Genomic DNA, 21,275 nt, shown 5'->3' on the forward strand with positions numbered 1-21,275 from the left:
ACAACAACGACCAGAAGGTGACTGCCCATGGATTATCGATCTTCGTCACATTATAACTTTACCGTTTCAGCACCTTTTGCACTATTGCCACAATGCTGATTGTGCAAAGTAACGTTAAGCCGTTTTGTACAAGGAAATCATCATGCTCCATCCGCGAGCCAGAACCATGCTGTTATTGGCTGTCCCGGCGCTGATTATTGGCGTGGCGTCGAGCCTGGTGCTCATCGTCGTCATGAAAGTGGCGGCGGTGCTGCAAACGATTTTATGGACCGCGCTTCCGGTAAAACTCGGCATCAGCATTGACTCGCCGGGCTGGATCATGATGATGCTGACCCTGACCGGGATTGCCGTAGGGCTGGTGATCCGCTATAGCCCGGGTCATGCCGGGCCGGACCCGGCACTGGAACCCTTGATTGGCGCCCCTGTCTCTCCCTCTGCTCTGCCGGGGCTTATTATCGCGCTGATTATCGGTCTTGCGGGCGGCGTAAGCCTCGGGCCTGAACATCCCATTATGGCGGTTAATATCGCGCTGGCGGTCTTTCTGGGGGCGCGTCTTTTTCCGCGCGTTGGCGCGCTGGACTGGACGATCCTGGCGTCAGCAGGCACCATCGGGGCGCTGTTTGGCACTCCGGTCGCGGCTGCGCTCATTTTTTCGCAAACCCTCAGCAGTGATCATGAAGTACCGCTGTGGGATAAACTCTTCGCGCCGCTAATGGCCGCCGCTGCGGGAGCCCTCACCACCAGCCTGTTTTTCCATCCCCATTTTTCACTCTCCATCCCCCACTACGGCCAGATGCAACTCACCGATATTTTCAGCGGTGCCGTCGTCGTCGCGATCGCCATTGCGCTGGGGATGGTCGCGGTGTGGTGTCTCCCTCGCCTGCATCGTCTGATGCACAGGCTGAAGCATCCGGTGCTGATTCTGGGCATGGGGGGTTTTATTCTGGGCGTTTTAGGCGCCATCGGCGGGACGGTTACGCTGTTTAAGGGTCTGGACGAGATGCAGCAGCTGGCCTTCAGCCAGGTCTTTAGCGTCTCCGATTATCTGCTGTTCGCGCTGGTAAAACTGGCGGCGCTGGTGGTCGCTGCGGCCTGTGGTTTCCGGGGAGGTCGTATCTTCCCGGCGGTATTTGTTGGCGTCGCGCTGGGGCTGATGCTGCATGAGCACGTTGACGCTGTCCCTGCGGCGATTACCGTCTCCTGTTCCATTCTGGGGCTGGTACTGGTGGTCACGCGCGATGCGTGGCTGAGCCTGTTTATGGCGGCCGTTGTCGTGCCGGATACCACGCTTCTGCCGCTGCTCTGTATCGTGATGTTGCCCGCCTGGCTCCTGCTGGCGGGCAAACCGATGCTGATGGGATGGCGAAACGACAGGTAATCAGGCGTTATTGCGCGCCTCCAGCGCTTTGGTCAGCGCGCTCAGCAGCGGCGGAATATCGGCTTTCGGCAGCATCACCTCGATCAGCGAAAGCCGCTCATGGTGTGCCACTTTATCCAGCACCTCCGCCAGCGCTTCCGCTTCGCTGACGCGCCAGCACTCTGCCTGAGGCGCCAGGCTCAGCGCCTGCGGGATCTGCGTCCAGTTCCAGAGGGCAATATCGTTATAGCGCTGCTCCGGCCCGTGGATGGCCCTTTCCACCGTGTATCCTTCGTTGTTAAGCACCAGAATAATCGGGCGCTGTTTGTCGCGCAGCATCGATCCCAGCTCCTGAATGGTCAACTGCGCGGCGCCGTCACCCGTCAGGACAATCACGCGTCGGTTCGGACACGCCGTTTGCGCGCCAAATGCTGCCGCCAGCGTGTAGCCAATCGATCCCCACAGCGGCTGGACGATAAAGTTCACGTCCGCCGGTAAACGCAGATCGATAGCGCCGAAAGCAGACGTTCCCTGGTCAGCCAGAATAATGTCTCCGGGGCGGATAAACGTTTGCAGGGTACGCCAGAAGCTCTCCTGAGTCAGCGCCCCTTCGATAGTCGGGAACGAAAAGCCGCTGTGATCCAATGGCGCTCGCGTATCACGAACATAGGTTTTACACAGCGCTGTCAGCGTTTCAATGGCCTCCCTCATCGGGATACCCGTAAACCAGACGTCGCCGACGCGGGACGCGTGGGGCTGAACCTCTATCGTCTGGTCTGGCGTCAGCTGGTGGGTAAACCCGGCAGTGAGCGTATCGGTAAAGCGCGTGCCAATACACAGCACCGTATCAGCCCCCTCGATGGCCTCTTTGACCGGCGCGGCGCTCGCCGATCCGCTGTAGGTGCCGTAAAAACCGCTCTGTCGTTCGTCAAAAATGCCCTTGCCCATCAGCATGGTGGCGTGTGCCATCGGCACCTCTTTCACCCACGTCTGAAGGGCCGTGCGCAGACCATGGCGGAGTACCAGGAAGTCCGCTAACAGCGCGGTGCGTTTGCTCGTGGACAAGCGCTTTTCGGCAGCCTCACGGAACGCCTGCAAGCAGGCTAAATCAGCCGGTGCGGGGTTAACAGTGAGAGCGCTTACAGGGGGCGTAGCGGCTTTTTTCGCCACATCAGCGGGCAGCATCAGGTAGCCCGGACGGCGCTCCCGCAGCATAGTGGTCAGGACTCTGTCAATTTCATAGCAGGCGTTTTGTTCGGTAAGTACCGCCTGTGCAACGGTGATGGGTTCGCTCATATGATAGAAATGGCGGAACTCGCCGTCGCCCAACGTATGGTGCAATAACTCTCCTCGCTGCTGCGCCGCCATACCCGGGGCCCCCACAATATGGAGGACGGGAACATGTTCGGCAAAGCTGCCCGCCACACCGTTCATGGCGCTTAACTCCCCAACGCCGAATGTCGTCAGGAGCGCGGCAAAGCCCTTACAGCGGGCATAACCGTCTGCGGCGTAAGACGCGTTCAGTTCATTGGCACAGCCCACCCAGCAGATGTCCGGGCTGTCTATCACGTGATCGAGAAATTGCAGGTTATAGTCGCCTGGCACACCAAACAGATGATCGGCACCACAATCTGTTAGTCGGTCCAGCAGGTAATCGGCGACGCAATAGGGGGTACGCATATTATAAGTGTCCTTCTGACGTTGACCTCACTCTGAGTATTAAATAAGCGTGAAGCGTGTCCAGAATTGGCGACAATCAGGGTCTGGAAAGAATGCTTTACGAAAAAAGCTGAGCTATGCTCATTTTCTTCAGGTTAGTGTAAACGTATACACTGATGTTTCTTTCCAACGCCAGAGGTCTCGCCAATGGGTTATCAGCCTGACAAAAATCGTTATCAGACAATGCAATATCGCCGCTGTGGGCAAAGCGGCCTTAAGCTTCCCGCCATCTCGCTGGGGCTTTGGCATAATTTTGGCGACGCGACGTTACTCGAAAACAGCCGTCAACTTTTACAGCGTGCTTTCGATTTGGGTATTACGCATTTTGACCTTGCCAATAATTACGGCCCGCCTCCTGGTTCGGCCGAACGTAATTTCGGGCGCATTTTGCAGGAGGATTTCCTGCCCTGGCGCGATGAGCTAATCATCTCCACCAAAGCGGGCTACACCATGTGGGACGGGCCTTACGGCGACTGGGGCTCACGTAAATATCTGATCGCCAGCCTGGACCAGAGCCTCAGGCGTATGGGGCTGGAGTATGTCGATATTTTCTATCACCACCGCCCGGATCCACAAACGCCGCTACGTGAAACCATGAAAGCGCTTGACCATGTGGTGCGTCAGGGCAAGGCGCTGTACATCGGTCTGTCCAACTACCCGGCAGAAGTGGCAAGGCAGGCGATTGAAATACTGGAGGATCTGGGCACGCCATGTCTGATCCACCAGCCGAAGTACTCCATGTTTGAACGTGCGCCTGAAGAGGGGTTGCTGGACGTGTTGCAGCATAAAGGGGTGGGATGTATCCCCTTCTCCCCCCTGGCGGGCGGACAGTTGACCGATCGCTATCTGAACAGTATCCCGGCGGATTCTCGCGCAGCAAGCGGCAGTAAGTTCCTTAACCCGGAGCAGATCACCGACAAAAAGCTGGAAAAGGTACGCAAGCTGAATGCGCTGGCGGAAAACCGGGGGCAAAAGCTATCGCAAATGGCACTGGCCTGGATCCTGCGCCACGATGCGGTGACATCCGTGCTCATCGGCGCAAGCAAGACCGGACAAATTGAAGATGCAGCAGGCGTGCTTGAGAATTGTCGGTTCACGGCAGAAGAGCTGAAGACGATAGATACGATCCTGTCCAGTTCAGATTAAAAACACTTTTAGCAAAAAGTGCTCTCGTTCCTGATTTAGGAGTTGAGGCGATGAAACGAATGTTTACCAACTCGTAAAATTGCGTTAACAGGTCGCACAGCGGCCCCGATCGTGAAGGAGAAGAGTATGTTCAGGTCACTGATTCTTGCAGCGGTATTACTGGTTTCGGCCCCGCTGGTCGCCAGTGCGGGCGAAATCACCCTGTTGCCATCGATTAAATTACAAATTGGCGATCGTGATGACTACGGCAGATATTGGGACGGTGGCTACTGGCGCGACCGTGACTACTGGCATCGCCATTATGAATGGCGTCAAAACCGCTGGTGGAAACACGATAACGGCTATCACCGTGGCTGGGATAAGCGTAAGGCTTACGAACGCGGCTACCGCGAAGGCTGGAACGATCGTGACGACCGCCGTGGCGGCTGGGGTCATGGAAAAGGCAGAGGCCACGGTCACGGCCATCACCATTAACAACAAAAAGGAGCCTTCCGGCTCCTTTTTCTTTTACAGGCCTGCGGCTGTGCCTATCAGCAACCACAAGTTTAACGCCACCACCACGACCACAATGGCCCACCCGGCGCGCTTCACCCACGTCGAATTCACCAGTTCGCCCATCAGCGATTTATTACTGGTGAAGATCAGCAGTGGCACCAGCGCCAGCGCAATCCCGAAACTTAGCAGTACCTGACTCATCACCAGAATGCGGGTCGGATCCAGCCCCATCAGGATCACAACAAAGGAAGGCAGCATCGTGACCGAGCGGCGAACCCACAGCGGAATATGGAAACGTACGAACCCCTGCATCACCACCTGCCCGGCCAGTGTCCCCACAACCGTAGATGAAAGACCCGCAGCGACCAGGCTTAAACCAAAAATAGTGGCAGCGGCATGACTCAGCAACGGCTCCAGCGTCAGGTAAGCCTGGTCGAGATCGGCAACCCCGGTATGCCCGTTAAAGTGGAACGCGGCGGCGGCGGTCGCCATCATCGCCAGATTCACAAATCCGGCAATGGTCATCGCGATAGTCACATCCCATTTCGAGGCGGAGTAGCGCTCTTTACTCGTCCCGCCATGCAGATTCTGGGTTAATGAAGAGTGCAGATAAATGACGTGCGGCATGATGGTCGCCCCCAGCACTCCGGCAGCCAGAAAAACGGCTTCAGAAGTGGGTAACGACGGGATCACCATCCCTTTCGTCAGCTGCGCCAGATTCGGCTGGGAGAAAATCAGCTCAACAATATAGGCGGCAGCGACGAACAGCAGCAGGCCGCCGATGACTTTCTCCAGCGGTTTTTGTCCCCGCCGCTGGAGCATCAGAATCAGGAAAGTGGCGATACCGGTCAGCACCGCCCCCTGAAGCAGGGAGACGCCCAAGATAAGCTTAAAGCCGATCGCCGCCCCGATAAACTCGGCGAGATCGGTGGCCATGGCGATAATTTCCGCCTGAACCCAGTAAAACCAAACTGCCGGACGTGGATAATGATCGCGGATTTGCTCCGCCAGGTTTTTTCCGGTAGCAATACCCAGCTTCGCGGAGAGCATCTGAATCAGCATCGCCATCAGATTGGCCCATACCACAACCCACAGCAGTTTATAGCCGAAACTGGCCCCGGCCTGAATATTGGTCGCAAAATTACCCGGATCGATGTAGCCAATCGCGGCAATGAATGCCGGTCCCATTAATGCGAACCGCAGCTTGCGTGCCGCTCTGCCGCTGCTACTCTCTACGCGACTATTCGTCATTTCTGCCTCTGGAAATATAGCCTTTGCTATGTTTTATGCTATCAAAATGAGAATGATTATCAAGTTCATTTGTAACGGTTAACATGATTTCTCTGATAGTCAGGAACGATAGACAGGCAGGTGGAGCAAGGTCACAGAATGTGAAAATGCGCAGACATTTGTGAAGCGTAGCACACAAACTTAACTTTTCACTCATTTACCTAACATAACAAAAATGTCTTGTTGATCACTATTTTTGAGACTCGTCACAGGATGTAACTATAGTGTGGGCTTGATCTCGTTTTCTTTGTGCTTGTTACATAGAATGTGCACGGAAATTAAACCTGCCTCATATTTGGAGCAAATATGGACCGCGTCCTTCATTTTGTCCTGGCACTCGTTGTCGTTACTGCACTTGCATTGCTGGTCAGCACAGACCGCAAAAAAATTCGTATTCGCTATGTTGTCCAACTGCTGGTCATTGAAGTTTTACTTGCGTGGTTCTTCCTGAACTCCAACGTAGGCCTGGGCTTCGTGAAAGGCTTCTCCGAAATGTTCGAAAAACTGCTCGGATTTGCCAACGAAGGGACAAACTTCGTCTTTGGCAGCATGAACGATCAGGGTCTGGCCTTCTTCTTCCTGAAGGTGCTCTGCCCTATCGTCTTCATCTCTGCCTTGATCGGTATCCTTCAGCACATCCGCGTTCTGCCGGTGGTTATCCGTGCGATCGGCTTCCTGTTATCGAAAGTTAACGGCATGGGCAAACTAGAATCCTTTAACGCAGTCAGCTCGCTGATCCTGGGTCAGTCTGAGAACTTCATTGCGTATAAAGATATTCTCGGCAAGATGTCCCGTAACCGCATGTACACCATGGCGGCAACCGCAATGTCTACCGTTTCCATGTCTATCGTGGGCGCGTATATGACCATGCTGGAACCAAAATACGTAGTTGCGGCGCTGGTTCTGAACATGTTCAGCACCTTTATCGTGCTTTCGCTGATTAACCCGTACCGTGTGGATGCCAGCGAAGAGAACATTCAGATGTCAAACCTGCACGAGGGACAGAGCTTCTTCGAAATGCTGGGTGAATACATTCTGGCGGGTTTCAAGGTTGCAATTATCGTCGCCGCAATGCTGATTGGCTTTATCGCGCTGATCGCTGCGCTGAACGCCCTGTTTGCGGCCGTACTCGGTATCTCCTTCCAGGGTATTCTGGGCTACATCTTCTACCCGATTGCCTGGGTGATGGGCGTGCCCGCTCACGAAGCGTTGCAGGTGGGCAGTATCATGGCAACGAAACTGGTTTCCAATGAGTTCGTGGCGATGATGGATCTCCAGAAGATTGCCAGCACACTCTCCCCTCGTGCGGAAGGGATCCTGTCCGTCTTCCTGGTCTCCTTCGCGAACTTCTCTTCCATCGGTATTATCGCTGGTGCGATTAAAGGCCTGAACGAAGAGCAAGGTAACGTCGTTTCTCGCTTTGGCCTGAAGCTGGTTTACGGTTCAACGCTGGTGAGCGTCCTGTCTGCCTCTATCGCAGCACTGGTTCTGTAATTCATACCGCGTAATAAAAACCGGGAGTCCTCGCTCCCGGTTTTTTTATGCCTCCAGCGCCGTCAGGGGCAGTGGTTTACCAATCAAATAGCCCTGCAAATAGTCCACGCCAAATCGCAGCAACATCTCGCGTTGTTCAGCCGATTCCACATATTCAGCCACCACACAAAGCGATTTCGTTTTGGCCATGTTGCAAATGGACTGCACGATCATCGCATCCATGCTGTCGGTGCAGATATCTTTCACGAAGCAGCCATCGATCTTAATGATATCGGCCTCCAGCCGCTTGAGGCGCTCAAAGTTGGCATAGCCGGTACCAAAGTCATCAATAGCAATCCGGAAGCCGTAATCCCGCAGCTGCTGGATATTGTTGATGCTGCTTCCCGAGTCAGAGAAAGCCTGTTCCTCGGTGATCTCAATGACGATATCTTGCGGCGCAATGGCGTAGCGTTCAAAAAGCGCGATGATCTCAGCCGCTATCTCATTTTGCATCAGCGTAAGCGGCATCAGATTAACGGAGAACCGCGTTCCGGCCCGTTCGGACGGATGGCTGCGCATCCACATCAGCAATTTTTCCACCACGTTCAGGTCAAATCGGTGGCTCAGGTTAAACTGAGCAATCAGCGGAATAAAGCGATCAGGCGTGATGATCTCACCCTCGCTTTCAAGCCTTGAGAGGATTTCAAAGTACCCTTCCCCACGCGCGTTATGGATTGGCTGGGCGTAAAGGTGAAGCCCACCGATATCAAGGGCGCGTTTTACGCGGGCCAGCATCAGCACTCTGTCCGTCGTCTGACCGGAGACATCATCCAGACTGTTGGTTAACGCCAGGACGTTGTGCCCGGCACAGGACTGCTCGGAGAGCCAGCTCAGCTGACCCAGCGTGTGATGCAGGCTTTCCCCATCCGGCACTTCACCCCAGGAGGCGCCAAACTCGATGTCGAGCTCAGTCTTGTTCCAGATAATCTTACGGCTGTTCAGATGATCAACCATATATTGCAGACGTTCAGCCGTGCCCGGACCCAGCAAGACCACTACCAGCTCACTGCCCGGCAACTGGAAGAGCTTCTCGTCTTTTTGCAATAACGGTTGCAGCGACGCGGTTATCATCTTTTTACAATGTACACGCATGAGGATGCCGTAGTGACGGCTCAGGAATTCGAGATTATCCAGGCGCAGGCAGCAGACTTTGGCCTCGGGATGGTGCTGTAAAAACACTTCCAGCGCACGAATGTTAGGCAGACCGGTGAGCGGATCGGTAAGCGCCCTCTCCTGCCACCCCTGTTTCAGCCATTCACTTTTCTGATAGATCCGCGACATGTAAAGCAGGCAGATGGCGAAAGAGATAAGCACCGACAGGATAAAGGAGAGCGAGTGGCCCGATTCAACGCCATTAAGAAAATTATAATTATAGGTCAACAGCATGAGCGCCGAGGCCGCCCAGAATAAAGAGATGAGCGCATAGCTCAGACGACCAATCCCAAGGGTGAAAAGAATGAAAACGATTGGCATCAAATAACCCGCAATAAACTGCGACTCAAAAGGCGCGCATAAAATAGCGATCATCGAGATCAACAGCATCAGCCACACAACGATAAATAACGCTTTTTTGTGACAAAAGAGGGGCTTCACGCTTCGCCGCCAGAATGTTCGGGCATAGCGAGGATTAATAATCATTCTTAACGGATAATAGAACATCATGGTGAAAATCAGGGCGGCACAAATCAGACTCTGAATATCGATAACGTTATAAATTGCAGAGCCTTCGCCAAAATATGAGGAGATTGTCACCGGGAAATCAAATAAATATCCCGCCAGATACATCGATAATTTGATGCCCACAGGCACCATAAATCCGAGCCAGAAAATACGTATGCCAATGTACTTATTCGGTATGCTGTGTCGCCAGCGCTTGCCCAGCACCAGACGGATGACGCCACAGGCGGCGAAGACGGTAAACGTCTGACAACATAATAATACGGCAGATTGTAGTGGTGCTAAATCAAGATTATAAATATTAGTAATACTAAAACTTAACAGCAAAGGAATGATTGCCCGCCGTCCAAATAACAACACGATGGCGAGCATGGCACTTAAGGGCAACCACGCCAGATAAACATCATTTTCGCTGACGATGGCCCGTGGAGAGATATAACGAGAAAAAGGAATCGCAATCAGGCTTAGCGCCAGGGCAATCATAAATATCTTTACATTATTGTAAATTTTTCTATTCATTAATCCGGATAATCTATTTTACCATCGTCTCATTGACCGCATGGATAATAGGTTTATTAATAACACGAATCAAGTTCAGGTCTATTTATAGACTTGTTTATTGATTTGGATTGAGGGGAGGTGTAGAAAACGACGTTAATTGCAACAAAAACAGTCTAAAATATTTTACAAGATATAAAAAAACCCCCGTCTTGCGACGAGGGTTTAAATTTTGGTGGAGCTAAGCGGGATCGAACCGCTGACCTCTTGCATGCCATGCAAGCGCTCTCCCAGCTGAGCTATAGCCCCACATGTTACTTTACCTACCGCACTCTGTTGGGTTCAGAGTTTGGTGGAGCTAAGCGGGATCGAACCGCTGACCTCCTGCATGCCATGCAGGCGCTCTCCCAGCTGAGCTATAGCCCCGTCGTAAAGCTGTCATGTTGACGGGCGGCATAATATGAATTCCGCCGCAGAGTGTCAACGGCAAATTCAGCCTCCGCCTTTCAATCGCCGAAAAATCATGCAAATGAATCACTTTGAGAGCCTGCTCGCAGCCAGGAGTTAAGCTTGTCACGTTTTCACGTAAAACGGTGCTATAAAATGAACCACTAATTAACCCCACAGATATTCAGGAAATTGTATGATCAAGGAACGAATGACGCCAGAAGAGTTAGCCCTGCTGACTGGCTATAGCCGACAGACCATCAATAAATGGGTACGCAAAGAGGGTTGGATTACATCGCCAAAGCCAGGCGTTCAGGGTGGCAAGGCGCGTCTGGTACACGTCAATGAAAAAGTGCGCGACTTTATTCGCAGCGCGCGCAGGGCAACAGAGACGCCGGAACTGCCAGATAAGGCGTACCACGAGGGCTCGCTTCATGCCCTGCTCCTGACGCTGGCGAATGAAATGACGCCGGAAGAGCAAAAGCAGATGACATCGCTGTTACTGCGGGAAGGGATTACCGGCTTGTTACAACGTTTAGGGATTCGCGACCAACGCTGATATGAAAAGATTACGCAGCAAAATGACCACGGAAGAGCTGGCGGACAGTCTGGGCGTAGCCCGACAAACCGTTAATCGCTGGATACGACAGAAAGGATGGAAAACGGAGGGTATCAACGGTGTAAAAGGCGGAAGAGCGAGGGTGATATGTATTGATGCGCACGTTAAGGAGCACATCATTAGTCTTCCCGCCATTCGTAACCGTCGGGCTGTTTACCATGTGGCGGAAAGCCCTTCCCACTACGGCGTGGCAACCTCATCCAGCCTGCTTCCACAAATTATCGACTCGCTGGAAAACATGACGACTGTCGAACAGGAACGTTTGCACAAGTTGCTCGCTCGTGAAGGGTTGCAGGGTTTTCTCACGCGTCTTGGTATTGCTGAATAACAGGCATAAAAAACGGCAGGTTACCCTGCCGTTTTTTGTATTACACGAGTATTACTGCTGGCTTTCACGCTCAGCAATAAAGCCCAGCGCTTTGTTGATACGCGCAACGCTACGTGATTTGCCGATGGCATGAACGGTCACGTCCAGCGCCGGAGACTGGCCTGCCCCCGTCACCGCAACGCGCAGCGGCATACCGACTTTACCCATGCCAATTTCCAGCTCATCAGCGGTAGCCTGAATCGCGTGGTGAACATTTTCCGCAGTCCATTCGGTAATGGCTTCGAGTTTATCACGCACCACTTCCAGCGGCTGACGCGCAACCGGACGCAGGTGTTTCTTGGCCGCGTCGGCGTCGAACGCGTCAAACTCTTCATAGAAGTAACGGCAGCTTTCAGCAATTTCTTTCAGCGTTTTGCAACGCTCGCCAAGCAGCTTCACCAGATCCGCCAGTTCAGGGCCCGTACGGGTATCGATGTTTGCCTGTTCAATGTGCCATTGCAGATAAGTCGCCACATATTCTGGCTGCATGGTATTGATGTAGTGATGGTTCAGCCACAGCAGTTTGTCAGTGTTGAACGCGCTGGCTGATTTGCTGACCGAGTTTAGAGAGAACAGCTCGATCATCTCTTCGCGGCTGAAGATCTCCTGGTCACCATGAGCCCAGCCCAGACGCACCAGGTAGTTCAGCAGCGCTTCCGGCAGATAGCCGTCATCACGGTACTGCATCACGCTCACCGCGCCATGACGTTTGGACAGCTTTTTACCGTCGTCACCGTTGATCATTGATACGTGCGCATACACCGGTACAGGCGCGTTCAGCGCTTTCAGAATGTTGATCTGACGCGGGGTGTTATTGATATGGTCTTCACCACGGATCACGTGAGTGATTTCCATATCCCAGTCGTCCACAACTACGCAGAAGTTATAGGTTGGCGATCCGTCAGTACGACGAATGATAAGGTCATCCAGCTCCTGGTTGCTGAATTCGATCGGACCACGGATCTGGTCATCAAAGATAACAGAGCCATCCAGTGGGTTAGCAAAACGCACTACGCAAGGCTCATCCGCAGCATGCTCGCTGTGGTCATGGCGGCAACGACCGTCATAACGCGGTTTTTCGCCTTTTGCCATTTGCTCTTCACGCAGCGCATCCAGACGCTCCCTGGAGCAGTAGCACTTATAGGCCGTGCCTGCCACCAGCATCTCGTCAATTACGGCGTTATAGCGGTCAAAACGTTTGGTCTGGAAGTATGGGCCTTCGTCCCACGCCAGATTCAGCCAGTTCATCCCATCCATAATGGCTTCAATTGCTTCCGGCGTTGAGCGCTCCAGATCGGTGTCTTCAATACGCAGCACAAACTCACCGTTGTTGTGACGTGCGAAAAGCCAGGAGTAGAGAGCGGTACGTGCACCACCGACATGCAGATAGCCTGTCGGGCTCGGCGCGAAGCGAGTTTTGATTTTCATGAAATGGCCTTACGTTATAAAGATGCCGGTAATCGGCAAATTCCGGGAAGAAAACAATGGGCAATATTCTATCACTGTGGGCCGATTCCTCAATGTCGATCACTTTATCCGGTTCGAGATTGCTGTTTTTGTTTATAAATCATGCGCCACAGTCCGTTTTGCGATCGTTTTGACTAATTTTACGACGAACGAATAAAAACTTTAGAAAATGCGTTGACTCATTTTCAACTCTCCCTATAATGCGACTCCACACAGCGGGGGTGATTAGCTCAGTTGGTAGAGCATCTCCTTTACACGGAGGGGGTCGGCGGTTCGAGCCCGTCATCACCCACCATATACTTCGGTAGACTCGCAGTGTAGATAAGCATTGAGATTGGGCGATTAGCTCAGTTGGTAGAGCATCTCCTTTACACGGAGGGGGTCGGCGGTTCGAGCCCGTCATCGCCCACCATTCTCACCTTATCGCAGCAGTTCCGAAATGGGCGATTAGCTCAGTTGGTAGAGCATCTCCTTTACACGGAGGGGGTCGGCGGTTCGAGCCCGTCATCGCCCACCATTTCGGGTCGTTAGCTCAGTTGGTAGAGCAGTTGACTTTTAATCAATTGGTCGCAGGTTCGAATCCTGCACGACCCACCAATGTAAAAAAGCGCCCTAAAGGCGCTTTTTTGCTATCTGCGATATAGCACATCCCCATTGCAGCCAGATCGCTTGTTTTACTCAAGCTCACGCCTTCTTTGCCGATACCTCTATTTTATGGCGAAAAGGATCTCAATATGACAACTCTTAAGCCCGTTTCTCTGTCGGCGATGGAAATCGGCAGCGTAGATAACAGCTCCGGCGGAAACGACATTGCTTCTCAAATCACCCGTCTGACCAAACAGATAACGAAAGTCACTCAGCAGCTCAAAGAAGTGGCCATGGGTGATGCCACAGCAGAAGAGAAGCAAAAGCAGCAGGAATTACTCGAATCTCAGCTGGCTATGTTGCAGGCACAACTGGCGCAATTGCAGCGTCAGCAGGCAGAAGAGGCGATGCCAAAACAGGAAAAAGGTCAGGCAGTCGCGGAAGGCATCAATAAGCCCTCCGCGGAGCATCAGATTAATATCTACATCTGATTATTGGTTTCGTTAAAAAGTGGATCGCGTGTGCGGGCCTCCATCAAACGTTCGGCCTGCATACGCACCACATCCCAGCAGGCATGCGCCGCGCCGGAAAGTGACCTGTTTTTACGGCGTACCAGCATCAGCTGGCGTTCGACACAGGGTACGAAACGCTTCACCGTTAAACGACTCCCCTGCGGCAGTGGCAGCGCCAGCGCCGGCAGAACGCTGATGCCAATCCCCGCTTCGACCATCGGGAAGAGCGTGGCAGGATGCCCGATCTCCTGCACAATGGTTGCCTTAACGCCCTGCGCGGCCAGTGCGGCATCTATCAGCGGACGGCTGCCTGATGCATAATCCTGTAACACCAGGTTCGCCCCCTGCAAGGCCAGCCAGGCCACCTGTGGCAGCGATGCCAGCGGATCATCATCGCGGCAGAGCAATAAAAAGGGCTCCGAGAGCACCACTTCACATTCCAGGTCGCTTACCGCTCCGGGATCAATAACGATGCCAAAATCTACATCCCCCTGACGGATACTCTCCAGTACCCACTGCTGCGGCCTGTCGTGCAAAACAAAATCGATATCCGGATAGCGGTGATTACTTTCAGCGATACACTGGGGAATAAGATGCGCTGAAATCGTCTGGCTCGCCGCCACTCTCACGGTGCCGGAAAGCTGTTGTCCGATCCGGCCGACATCCCTGAGCGTACTGTTCAGTTCATCCAGCAGCCTCTCCAGACGCATTGCCAGTTGCTGTCCCGCTTCGGTGAGTACCACTTCTCGCGTCGTACGGTCGAGCAGCTTCACTCCCGTTTGCGTTTCAAGCTCCTTAACGCTATGGCTCACCGCCGACTGGCTGAGGCCAATGATCTCCCCTGCCCGGCTAAAGCTGCGGGCCTGCGCGACGGTGACGAAAACGCGAAGCTGACGTAACGAATAATTCATCTGTTTAATTCATGAATGGATGCAATAAATCAATTTTATTTCTCAAAGGGAAGAAAGCACAATAGCGGCATCTGTTTTCAGGAGTGATTATGAAACTTTTTCGTATCCTTGATCCGTTTACGCTGACCCTGATTGGTGTCGTCTTGCTGGCCTCGTTCTTCCCGGCGCGGGGCAGTTTCGTTCCGGTTATTGAAGGACTGACCACGGCAGCCATTGCCCTGCTGTTCTTTATGCATGGCGCCAAACTCTCACGGGAAGCCATTATTGCAGGCGGTAGCCACTGGCGACTGCACCTGTGGGTAATGTGCAGCACCTTTATCCTCTTCCCGGTTTTGGGCGTGCTGTTCGCCTGGTGGGCGCCGGTGAATGTCGATCCGGCGCTGTATACCGGTTTCCTTTATCTGTGCATTTTGCCGGCCACCGTGCAGTCCGCTATTGCCTTTACCTCGCTGGCGGGCGGTAACGTCGCGGCGGCGGTTTGTTCTGCTTCCGCTTCCAGCCTGCTGGGGATCTTTGTTTCACCGCTGCTGGTCGGTCTGCTGATGAATATGCACGGGGCGGAAGGTAATCTGGAGCAGGTGGGTAAAATTTGTCTGCAACTGCTGCTGCCGTTTGTGCTCGGACACTTATCCCGTCCCTGGATTGGGGCGTTTGTGGCAAAACATAAAAAATGGATCGGGAAAACGGACCAAAGCTCAATTCTGCTGGTGGTTTACACGGCCTTCAGCGAAGCCGTGGTGAACGGCATCTGGCACAGGGTGGGCGCTGGATCGCTGCTGTTTATTGTGGTGGTAAGCATCGTTTTGCTGGCCATTGTCATCGCGGTTAACGTCTTTGTGGCCCGCAAATGCGGCTTCAACAAGGCCGATGAAATCACCATTGTATTTTGCGGATCGAAAAAGAGCCTGGCCAACGGGATCCCGATGGCCAATATTCTGTTCCCGACGTCCGTCATTGGGATGATGGTGTTGCCGCTGATGATTTTCCATCAGATCCAGCTGATGGTGTGTGCGGTACTGGCGCGGCGTTACAAGGCGCAGACAGAAAAGCTGGCGCAGGAAGAGACCCGCGCCGCGAAAGTTTAAGGACGTTTCAGGGGCTGAACCAGCTGGGTCAGCCCCTCTGTTTTGATCAGTAACGTGATAGCCATCAGCTCGCCCAGACGCCCGGCGGGGAACTCATCCTTACGGGCAAACCACAGCAGATACTCTTCCGGTAAATCAATCAGCCTGCGACCCTTATATTTACCGAACGGCATCTCCGTATTGGCGATCTCAACGAGCTGCTCTTTTTCCACGTCACTCTCCTAACAGGCGCATCATTTCCGCTTCGTCGATTACCTCGATGCCAAGCTCCTGCGCTTTTGCCAGCTTCGAACCGGCCGCTTCCCCGGCAATCACCAGGTCGGTTTTCTTCGATACGCTGCCCGCCACTTTTGCCCCCAGTGCCACCAGGCGCGCTTTCGCGTCATCGCGCGAAAGCTGGCTCAGGCTGCCGGTCAGCACCACCGTTTTACCGGCAAACGGGCTGTCGATCTCTTCGGCATTAACCACTACCGGTGCAGGCCAGTGAATGCCCTGTTCCAGTAATTTACCGATCACTTCACGGTTGCTCTCTTCGGCGAAGAAGTTGAAAACGTGGGTGGCGACCACAATGCCGACATCAGGGACTTTCTGTAGCTCGTCGATGGTGGCTTTCTCCAGCGCGTCCAGCGTGCCGAAATACGCCGCCAGCCCTGCCGCTGTCGCCTCTCCGACTTCACGAATGCCAAGCGCGTAAAGGAAACGGGCAAAGGTGGTGTTTTTGGCCGCCTCGAGCGCGTTAACGATGTTCTGGGCAGATTTTGGCCCCATACGATCAAGACCGGTCAGCTTACCTGCCGTCAGGGTAAAGAGGTCCGCTGGCGTATGGACGTACTCTTTCTCAACTAACTGGTCGATAATCTTGTCACCCATTCCGTCGACGTCCATCGCCCGGCGGGAGACAAAGTGCTTCAGGGACTCTTTACGCTGCGCGCCGCAGATTAACCCGCCCGTACAGCGCGTTACCGCTTCACCTTCCACGCGCTCAACGTCCGAACCACATACCGGACAGTGGGCTGGAAACTCGATGGCACGGGTATCGGCAGGACGTTCAGACTCAACAACGTTAACCACCTGTGGGATCACGTCGCCCGCGCGGCGAATCACCACTTTGTCACCAATGCGCAGGCCCAGGCGGGCAATTTCATCGGCGTTATGCAGCGTGGCGTTACTTACCAGCACGCCAGCCACCTGCACAGGCTCCAGACGCGCCACAGGCGTAATCGCCCCCGTACGCCCTACCTGAAACTCCACGTCGCGAACGAAGGTCATCTGCTCCTGCGCCGGGAACTTAAAGGCTACCGCCCAGCGCGGCGCACGGGCCACAAATCCTAACTGTTCCTGCAACGCCAGCGAGTTAACCTTGATCACCACGCCATCAATATCAAACCCGAGCGTGGGACGATCCTCTTCAACCTTGTGATAGAACGCCAGCACCGCCTCCGGAGAGTCGCAGAGCTGCACACGGTTGCTAACCGGTAACCCCCACTCTTTGAACTGCATTAAACGACCCAGGTGGGTATCTGGCAGGTCACCGCCTTCCAGGATCCCGACGCCGTAGCAGAAGAAAGTAAGCGGTCGCTTCGCGGTGATTCGCGGATCGAGCTGACGCAGCGAACCTGCCGCCGCGTTACGCGGGTTTGCAAACACTTTCCCACCCGTACGACGCGCTTCTTCGTTGATCTTCTCGAAGCCCGCCTGCGGAAGGAACACTTCCCCGCGCACTTCCAGCCGGGCGGGAATGTTATCGCCACGCAGTTTCAGCGGGATCGCACGAATAGTGCGCACATTAGTGGTGATGTCTTCCCCGGTAGTGCCGTCGCCGCGCGTTGCGGCACGCACCATCACGCCGTTCTCATAAAGAATGCTAACGGCCAGACCATCCAGCTTTAGCTCGCAGCACCAGCTCAGATTGTCGATGCTCTTCAGGCGATCCTGCACACGCTTGTTGAAAGCCAGAAAACTCTCTTCATCAAACACGTTATCCAGCGACAGCATCGGCACTTCATGGCGCACCTGGCTGAAAGCGCCCAGCGGTTCCGCGCCGACGCGCTGCGTTGGGGAATCGGGCGTAATCAGTTCGGGGTGCTGCGCTTCCAGCTCGCGCAGTTCACGCATCAGGCGGTCATATTCCGCATCCGGCACTTCCGGTGCGTCCATAACATGATAGAGATATTCATGATGGCGAAGCGTGGTTCGCAGTTCAGTAAGTTGTTGTTCGATTGAGTCCATATCGCACCATCAATGAGAAAAACCCCCGACAGGCGGGGGTTGAGGAGGAGGTGAAGTTAACGCGACGATTACGCGTTCGCTTCCTTAACTTCGCGGATGCGGTCCTGATACTCGCGCAGTTTCTGCGGCGTCATCATTCGACGCTGATCGTCGAGCACCACACCGCCCACTTCGTCGGCGATGTGCTGAGCGGACTGTAGCATCAGCTTAAAGTTTTGCAGCTCGTCACCGTAGGACGGCACCTGCATAAAGATCGTAACCCCCGGCGTGACGAAATCACCGGTCATTTCCGGGTCAAACGTGCCTGGATTGACCATATTGGCCAGGCTAAACAGCGCCGGACCGCTACCGTCAGGACTCAGGTGGCGATGGAAAATATTCATGTCGCCGAACTTGAAGCCTGCCTGTTGGATGCTGTTAAGCAGCACGTCACCGTTCAGATGGGTGCCATGATGAGCAGCCACGTTCATGATGATCACCGCTTCTTTACGCTGCGGCTTTTCAACAACCGGTTCTGGCTCTGCGACCGGCTCTGGCTCAACGCGCGGAGCGGGCTGTGGCGCAGGCGGTTCAGGCTGCGGCTGCGGTTGTTGTACCGGCTGCGGCTGCTGAACAGGCTGTGGCTGATGCACTGGCTGTGCAGGCTGTTGCACAGGTTGCGGCTGTACAGGCTGTGGCGCAACGGGCTGCTGTTGCACAGGCTGCTGCGGCGGATGACGAACAGGTTCTTCCACTGGCGGCGGCGCTGGCTGGCGCGGCTGGGCAGAGGCATACGGTGGTTGATACTGGTGCTGCGGAGCGCGGGGGGCTTCATGCTCTCCATGCGCTGCGCCGGGCGCAGTATTGACCCGATGAACACGAACTTCACCCACGCCGTCGTCGTCAGGACCGTCGATGTCGTCTTCAACGTCATCGTCGTCACGACTGGACTTCATGCGCTTCAGTGGACGATCGCGAAACATAGAGGAACGCTCTTTACGGCTGGTCCAGAAACCATGTACCAGTAAAGCGATTATGGCGATCGCGCCAACAATGATTAATATCAGACGCAAATCCTGCATCATTATATTCTCTGTTGTTCTAACACCTTGCCACCACGGCAAACATTTACTCACTAAGAGTATTTGCCGTTTACGTCAAGTGCAAGTGTATGCAGAGCATTCACAGCATAAAGATGAACTAAATCGTGCTTTTTGCTGGTTTTTCGAACATTTCCGAACTGGTCATTGGCCCGTAACTGGATAATATAGGCGGGCAATTCCACTGGTTGTGTAAAAAGGAGTACAGCCTGGTATGGTTTCAACATCTTCTTCTGCCCCACGCAGCGGGGTCTGGTACTTTTCTCAGGGCTGGAAACTGGTCTCCCTGCCGGGCATTCGACGCTTCGTTATTTTGCCGTTACTGATCAACATTATTCTGATGGGCGGGGCCTTCTGGTGGCTGTTCACCAGACTGGAAAGCTGGATCCCTTCCCTGATGAGCTATGTGCCGGACTGGTTACAGTGGCTAGACTACCTGCTCTGGCCGATTGCGGTTATCTCCGTGCTGCTGGTTTTCGGCTATTTCTTTTCGACGATAGCAAACTGGATAGCCGCGCCGTTCAACGGTCTGCTGGCCGAACAGCTGGAAGCGCGCCTTACCGGTGCGACGCCACCTGACACGGGCGTACTCGGGATCGTGAAAGATCTCCCCCGCATCATGAAGCGTGAATGGCAGAAGTTCGCCTGGTACCTGCCGCGGGCGATTGTGCTGCTTATTCTTTATTTTGTACCCGGGATTGGCCAGACGGTCGCGCCCGTGCTGTGGTTCCTGTTCAGCGCCTGGATGCTCGCTATCCAGTACTGTGATTATCCGTTCGATAACCACAAAGTGCCGTTTAAAGAGATGCGCACTGCCCTGCGCACTCAGAAGGTTGCCAACATGCAATTTGGCGCGCTGACCAGCCTGTTCACCATGATCCCTTTCCTGAATTTGTTCATCATGCCCGTTGCCGTTTGCGGCGCGACGGCGATGTGGGTGGACTGTTACCGTGCTAAGCACGCGTTATGGAAGTAATGCAAAAATGTGTAAAAGAGGGGTGGCTTATGCCGCCCCTTATTCCATACTGATCCCCATTATTTCCTTGCAGCATATAGATATGCGATTTCCTTACTTCCCCATACCTGTTCAACAGGTATGCTGGGTCGGTATCCCAATTTCATACAGTTAAGGACAGGCCATGAGTAAGATTTATGAAGACAACTCGCTGACTATCGGTCATACGCCCCTGGTTCGACTGAACCGTATCGGTAATGGACGCATTCTGGCGAAGGTCGAATCTCGTAACCCAAGCTTCAGCGTTAAATGCCGTATCGGTGCGAATATGATTTGGGATGCTGAAAAGCGTGGCGTGCTGAAACCTGGCGTTGAGCTGGTTGAACCCACCAGCGGCAATACCGGTATCGCTCTGGCCTATGTTGCGGCGGCGCGTGGCTACAAGCTGACGCTGACTATGCCTGAAACCATGAGCATTGAGCGTCGTAAGCTGCTGAAAGCGCTGGGTGCGAACCTGGTCCTGACCGAAGGCGCAAAAGGCATGAAGGGCGCGATTCAGAAGGCCGAAGAAATTGTTGCCAGCGATCCGGCAAAGTATCTGCTGCTCCAGCAGTTCAGCAACCCGGCCAACCCGGAAATTCATGAGAAAACCACCGGCCCGGAAATCTGGGAAGATACCGACGGTCAGGTTGATGTGTTTATCTCCGGCGTAGGCACCGGCGGTACGCTGACCGGTGTGTCTCGCTATATTAAAGGCACGAAAGGTAAAAAAGATCTGATTACCGTTGCCGTTGAGCCAACCGACTCACCGGTTATCGCTCAGGCGCTGGCAGGCGAAGAGATCAAACCTGGCCCACACAAAATCCAGGGTATCGGCGCTGGCTTTATTCCAGGCAACCTGGATCTGAAGCTGATCGATAAAGTCGTCGCCATTACCAATGAAGAAGCCATCTCCACGGCGCGTCGCCTGATGGACGAGGAAGGCATTCTGGCGGGTATCTCTTCCGGTGCGGCGGTTGCGGCAGCCCTCAAACTGCTGGAAGATGAAACCTTTACCAATAAGAACATTGTGGTTATCCTACCGTCTTCGGGTGAGCGTTACTTAAGCACAGCACTGTTTGCCGATCTCTTCACAGAGAAAGAACTGCAACAGTGATGCCAGCATGTTAAAAACGCGTAAAAAAGCACCTTTTCAGGTGCTTTTTTGTGGCCTGCTTCAAAGTTTTACCCCTCCTGGCATTGCTTCACCCCGTTGGGTCTGGTATTTAAACCAGCAATTATTTTGATGCGCGAAATTAATCGGT

18 protein-coding genes and 6 tRNA genes are annotated in these 21,275 nt (G+C 53.9%); 14 read left to right on the forward strand and 10 right to left on the reverse strand.

From position 1 onward, the window contains the following. Positions 1 to 142 precede the first annotated feature (142 nt). On the forward strand, positions 143 to 1,378 hold the full coding sequence (locus ACOTYH_RS15590) for an ion channel protein (protein ID WP_045141727.1): 1,236 nt from the start codon (positions 143 to 145) through the stop codon (positions 1,376 to 1,378). Here the strand turns inward: ACOTYH_RS15590 and ipdC are convergent, their stop codons facing one another. After that, positions 1,379 to 3,037, reverse strand: coding sequence for an indolepyruvate decarboxylase (gene ipdC / locus ACOTYH_RS15595; protein WP_023295103.1), 1,659 nt, complete (start codon positions 3,035 to 3,037; stop codon positions 1,379 to 1,381). Between the two features lie 186 nt (positions 3,038 to 3,223). Here ipdC and mgrA point away from each other — a divergent pair, with 186 nt between their 5' ends. Further along, on the forward strand, positions 3,224 to 4,222 hold the full coding sequence (gene mgrA, locus ACOTYH_RS15600) for an L-glyceraldehyde 3-phosphate reductase (protein ID WP_058689118.1): 999 nt from the start codon (positions 3,224 to 3,226) through the stop codon (positions 4,220 to 4,222). A gap of 126 nt (positions 4,223 to 4,348) precedes the next feature. Next, a complete protein-coding gene (locus ACOTYH_RS15605; protein WP_033487398.1) occupies positions 4,349 to 4,696 on the forward strand; it encodes a DUF2502 domain-containing protein in 348 nt (115 codons plus the stop codon). A gap of 33 nt (positions 4,697 to 4,729) precedes the next feature. On the opposite strand, the gene ACOTYH_RS15610 is transcribed toward ACOTYH_RS15605, so the two are convergent. Next, positions 4,730 to 5,968, reverse strand: coding sequence for an Nramp family divalent metal transporter (locus ACOTYH_RS15610; RefSeq protein WP_023295104.1), 1,239 nt, complete (start codon positions 5,966 to 5,968; stop codon positions 4,730 to 4,732). Between the two features lie 345 nt (positions 5,969 to 6,313). Between ACOTYH_RS15610 and nupC the strand changes: the two genes are divergently transcribed. Then, positions 6,314 to 7,501: a nucleoside permease NupC gene (nupC, locus tag ACOTYH_RS15615; protein ID WP_006811440.1), complete on the forward strand. Its 1,188-nt coding sequence runs from the start codon at positions 6,314 to 6,316 to the stop codon at positions 7,499 to 7,501. 45 nt (positions 7,502 to 7,546) lie between these two features. Here nupC and ACOTYH_RS15620 read toward each other — a convergent pair whose 3' ends face one another. The 3 genes from ACOTYH_RS15620 to ACOTYH_RS15630 all read right to left on the reverse strand — a co-directional run bounded on the left by ACOTYH_RS15620 (position 7,547) and on the right by ACOTYH_RS15630 (position 10,141). Continuing rightward, entirely contained in the window at positions 7,547 to 9,736 is a 2,190-nt protein-coding gene (locus tag ACOTYH_RS15620) for an EAL domain-containing protein (RefSeq protein WP_421637812.1), read from the reverse strand. A gap of 212 nt (positions 9,737 to 9,948) precedes the next feature. Next, positions 9,949 to 10,024, reverse strand: a tRNA-Ala gene (locus tag ACOTYH_RS15625). Between the two features lie 41 nt (positions 10,025 to 10,065). Beyond that, positions 10,066 to 10,141, reverse strand: a tRNA-Ala gene (locus ACOTYH_RS15630). A 217-nt stretch (positions 10,142 to 10,358) separates the two neighbouring features. Between ACOTYH_RS15630 and ACOTYH_RS15635 the strand changes: the two genes are divergently transcribed. Continuing rightward, a complete protein-coding gene (locus ACOTYH_RS15635; RefSeq protein ID WP_015572232.1) occupies positions 10,359 to 10,721 on the forward strand; it encodes a YfeC-like transcriptional regulator in 363 nt (120 codons plus the stop codon). Between the two features lies 1 nt (position 10,722). After that, on the forward strand, positions 10,723 to 11,109 hold the full coding sequence (locus ACOTYH_RS15640; protein ID WP_017383469.1) for a YfeC-like transcriptional regulator: 387 nt from the start codon (positions 10,723 to 10,725) through the stop codon (positions 11,107 to 11,109). Between the two features lie 51 nt (positions 11,110 to 11,160). Here ACOTYH_RS15640 and gltX read toward each other — a convergent pair whose 3' ends face one another. Next, entirely contained in the window at positions 11,161 to 12,576 is a 1,416-nt protein-coding gene (gene gltX, locus ACOTYH_RS15645; protein WP_058689119.1) for a glutamate--tRNA ligase, read from the reverse strand. Positions 12,577 to 12,834: 258 nt separating this feature from the next. Here gltX and ACOTYH_RS15650 point away from each other — a divergent pair. The 5 genes from ACOTYH_RS15650 (at position 12,835) to ACOTYH_RS15670 (ending at position 13,691) form a co-directional block, all read left to right on the forward strand. Continuing rightward, positions 12,835 to 12,910: transfer RNA gene (locus tag ACOTYH_RS15650), tRNA-Val, on the forward strand. Positions 12,911 to 12,951: 41 nt separating this feature from the next. Further along, positions 12,952 to 13,027 (forward strand) — tRNA-Val (locus ACOTYH_RS15655). Positions 13,028 to 13,056: 29 nt separating this feature from the next. Then, positions 13,057 to 13,132 (forward strand) — tRNA-Val (locus tag ACOTYH_RS15660). Positions 13,133 to 13,136: 4 nt separating this feature from the next. Continuing rightward, positions 13,137 to 13,212 (forward strand) — tRNA-Lys (locus ACOTYH_RS15665). 137 nt (positions 13,213 to 13,349) lie between these two features. Beyond that, entirely contained in the window at positions 13,350 to 13,691 is a 342-nt protein-coding gene (locus ACOTYH_RS15670; protein WP_017383471.1) for a FlxA-like family protein, read from the forward strand. Here ACOTYH_RS15670 and ACOTYH_RS15675 read toward each other — a convergent pair. Next, a complete protein-coding gene (locus ACOTYH_RS15675) occupies positions 13,682 to 14,623 on the reverse strand; it encodes a LysR family transcriptional regulator (protein WP_058689120.1) in 942 nt (313 codons plus the stop codon). The two genes, ACOTYH_RS15670 and ACOTYH_RS15675, sit on opposite strands and share 10 nt — an antisense overlap. Positions 14,624 to 14,712: 89 nt before the next feature. Here ACOTYH_RS15675 and ACOTYH_RS15680 point away from each other — a divergent pair, with 89 nt between their 5' ends. Next, a complete protein-coding gene (locus ACOTYH_RS15680; RefSeq protein WP_015572227.1) occupies positions 14,713 to 15,708 on the forward strand; it encodes a bile acid:sodium symporter family protein in 996 nt (331 codons plus the stop codon). Here the strand turns inward: ACOTYH_RS15680 and ACOTYH_RS15685 are convergent. The 3 genes from ACOTYH_RS15685 to zipA form a co-directional block, all read right to left on the reverse strand. After that, positions 15,705 to 15,920 (reverse strand): DUF3820 family protein, encoded by a 216-nt coding sequence (locus tag ACOTYH_RS15685; protein ID WP_003861328.1) that lies wholly within the window; start codon positions 15,918 to 15,920, stop codon positions 15,705 to 15,707. The two genes, ACOTYH_RS15680 and ACOTYH_RS15685, sit on opposite strands and share 4 nt — an antisense overlap. Position 15,921: 1 nt before the next feature. After that, positions 15,922 to 17,937 (reverse strand): NAD-dependent DNA ligase LigA, encoded by a 2,016-nt coding sequence (gene ligA, locus ACOTYH_RS15690; protein ID WP_017383473.1) that lies wholly within the window; start codon positions 17,935 to 17,937, stop codon positions 15,922 to 15,924. 68 nt (positions 17,938 to 18,005) lie between these two features. Next, positions 18,006 to 19,001, reverse strand: coding sequence for a cell division protein ZipA (zipA, locus tag ACOTYH_RS15695; RefSeq protein WP_015572226.1), 996 nt, complete (start codon positions 18,999 to 19,001; stop codon positions 18,006 to 18,008). A gap of 229 nt (positions 19,002 to 19,230) precedes the next feature. On the opposite strand from zipA, the gene cysZ reads away from it, so the two are divergent. Both cysZ and cysK read left to right on the forward strand, forming a co-directional pair. Then, entirely contained in the window at positions 19,231 to 19,992 is a 762-nt protein-coding gene (gene cysZ, locus ACOTYH_RS15700) for a sulfate transporter CysZ (RefSeq protein WP_006811452.1), read from the forward strand. A 163-nt stretch (positions 19,993 to 20,155) separates the two neighbouring features. Beyond that, the gene (gene cysK / locus ACOTYH_RS15705) at positions 20,156 to 21,127 is read left to right on the forward strand and encodes a cysteine synthase A (protein ID WP_006811453.1); all 972 of its coding nucleotides are present in this window, start codon (positions 20,156 to 20,158) and stop codon (positions 21,125 to 21,127) included. The last annotated feature ends 148 nt before the right edge of the window (positions 21,128 to 21,275 follow it).

Origin of the sequence: Enterobacter cloacae complex sp. SHL001 (assembly GCF_049236825.1) — a bacterium.
Taxonomy (GTDB): domain Bacteria; phylum Pseudomonadota; class Gammaproteobacteria; order Enterobacterales; family Enterobacteriaceae; genus Enterobacter; species Enterobacter hormaechei_C.

Excerpts from the sequence above, each read along its gene's own strand:
- ACOTYH_RS15680 (WP_015572227.1), top strand. The coding sequence starts at position 14,713 with ATGAAACTTTTTCGTATCCTTGATCCGTTTACGCTGACCCTGATTGGT.
- cysZ (WP_006811452.1), top strand. The coding sequence starts at position 19,231 with ATGGTTTCAACATCTTCTTCTGCCCCACGCAGCGGGGTCTGGTACTTT.
- mgrA (WP_058689118.1), top strand. The coding sequence starts at position 3,224 with ATGGGTTATCAGCCTGACAAAAATCGTTATCAGACAATGCAATATCGC.
- ACOTYH_RS15640 (WP_017383469.1), top strand. The coding sequence starts at position 10,723 with ATGAAAAGATTACGCAGCAAAATGACCACGGAAGAGCTGGCGGACAGT.
- cysK (WP_006811453.1), top strand. The coding sequence starts at position 20,156 with ATGAGTAAGATTTATGAAGACAACTCGCTGACTATCGGTCATACGCCC.
- nupC (WP_006811440.1), top strand. The coding sequence starts at position 6,314 with ATGGACCGCGTCCTTCATTTTGTCCTGGCACTCGTTGTCGTTACTGCA.
- ipdC (WP_023295103.1), bottom strand. The coding sequence starts at position 3,037 with ATGCGTACCCCCTATTGCGTCGCCGATTACCTGCTGGACCGACTAACA.
- ACOTYH_RS15605 (WP_033487398.1), top strand. The coding sequence starts at position 4,349 with ATGTTCAGGTCACTGATTCTTGCAGCGGTATTACTGGTTTCGGCCCCG.
- ACOTYH_RS15675 (WP_058689120.1), bottom strand. The coding sequence starts at position 14,623 with ATGAATTATTCGTTACGTCAGCTTCGCGTTTTCGTCACCGTCGCGCAG.
- zipA (WP_015572226.1), bottom strand. The coding sequence starts at position 19,001 with ATGATGCAGGATTTGCGTCTGATATTAATCATTGTTGGCGCGATCGCC.
- ACOTYH_RS15610 (WP_023295104.1), bottom strand. The coding sequence starts at position 5,968 with ATGACGAATAGTCGCGTAGAGAGTAGCAGCGGCAGAGCGGCACGCAAG.
- gltX (WP_058689119.1), bottom strand. The coding sequence starts at position 12,576 with ATGAAAATCAAAACTCGCTTCGCGCCGAGCCCGACAGGCTATCTGCAT.
- ACOTYH_RS15670 (WP_017383471.1), top strand. The coding sequence starts at position 13,350 with ATGACAACTCTTAAGCCCGTTTCTCTGTCGGCGATGGAAATCGGCAGC.
- ACOTYH_RS15620 (WP_421637812.1), bottom strand. The coding sequence starts at position 9,736 with ATGAATAGAAAAATTTACAATAATGTAAAGATATTTATGATTGCCCTG.
- ACOTYH_RS15590 (WP_045141727.1), top strand. The coding sequence starts at position 143 with ATGCTCCATCCGCGAGCCAGAACCATGCTGTTATTGGCTGTCCCGGCG.
- ligA (WP_017383473.1), bottom strand. The coding sequence starts at position 17,937 with ATGGACTCAATCGAACAACAACTTACTGAACTGCGAACCACGCTTCGC.
- ACOTYH_RS15635 (WP_015572232.1), top strand. The coding sequence starts at position 10,359 with ATGATCAAGGAACGAATGACGCCAGAAGAGTTAGCCCTGCTGACTGGC.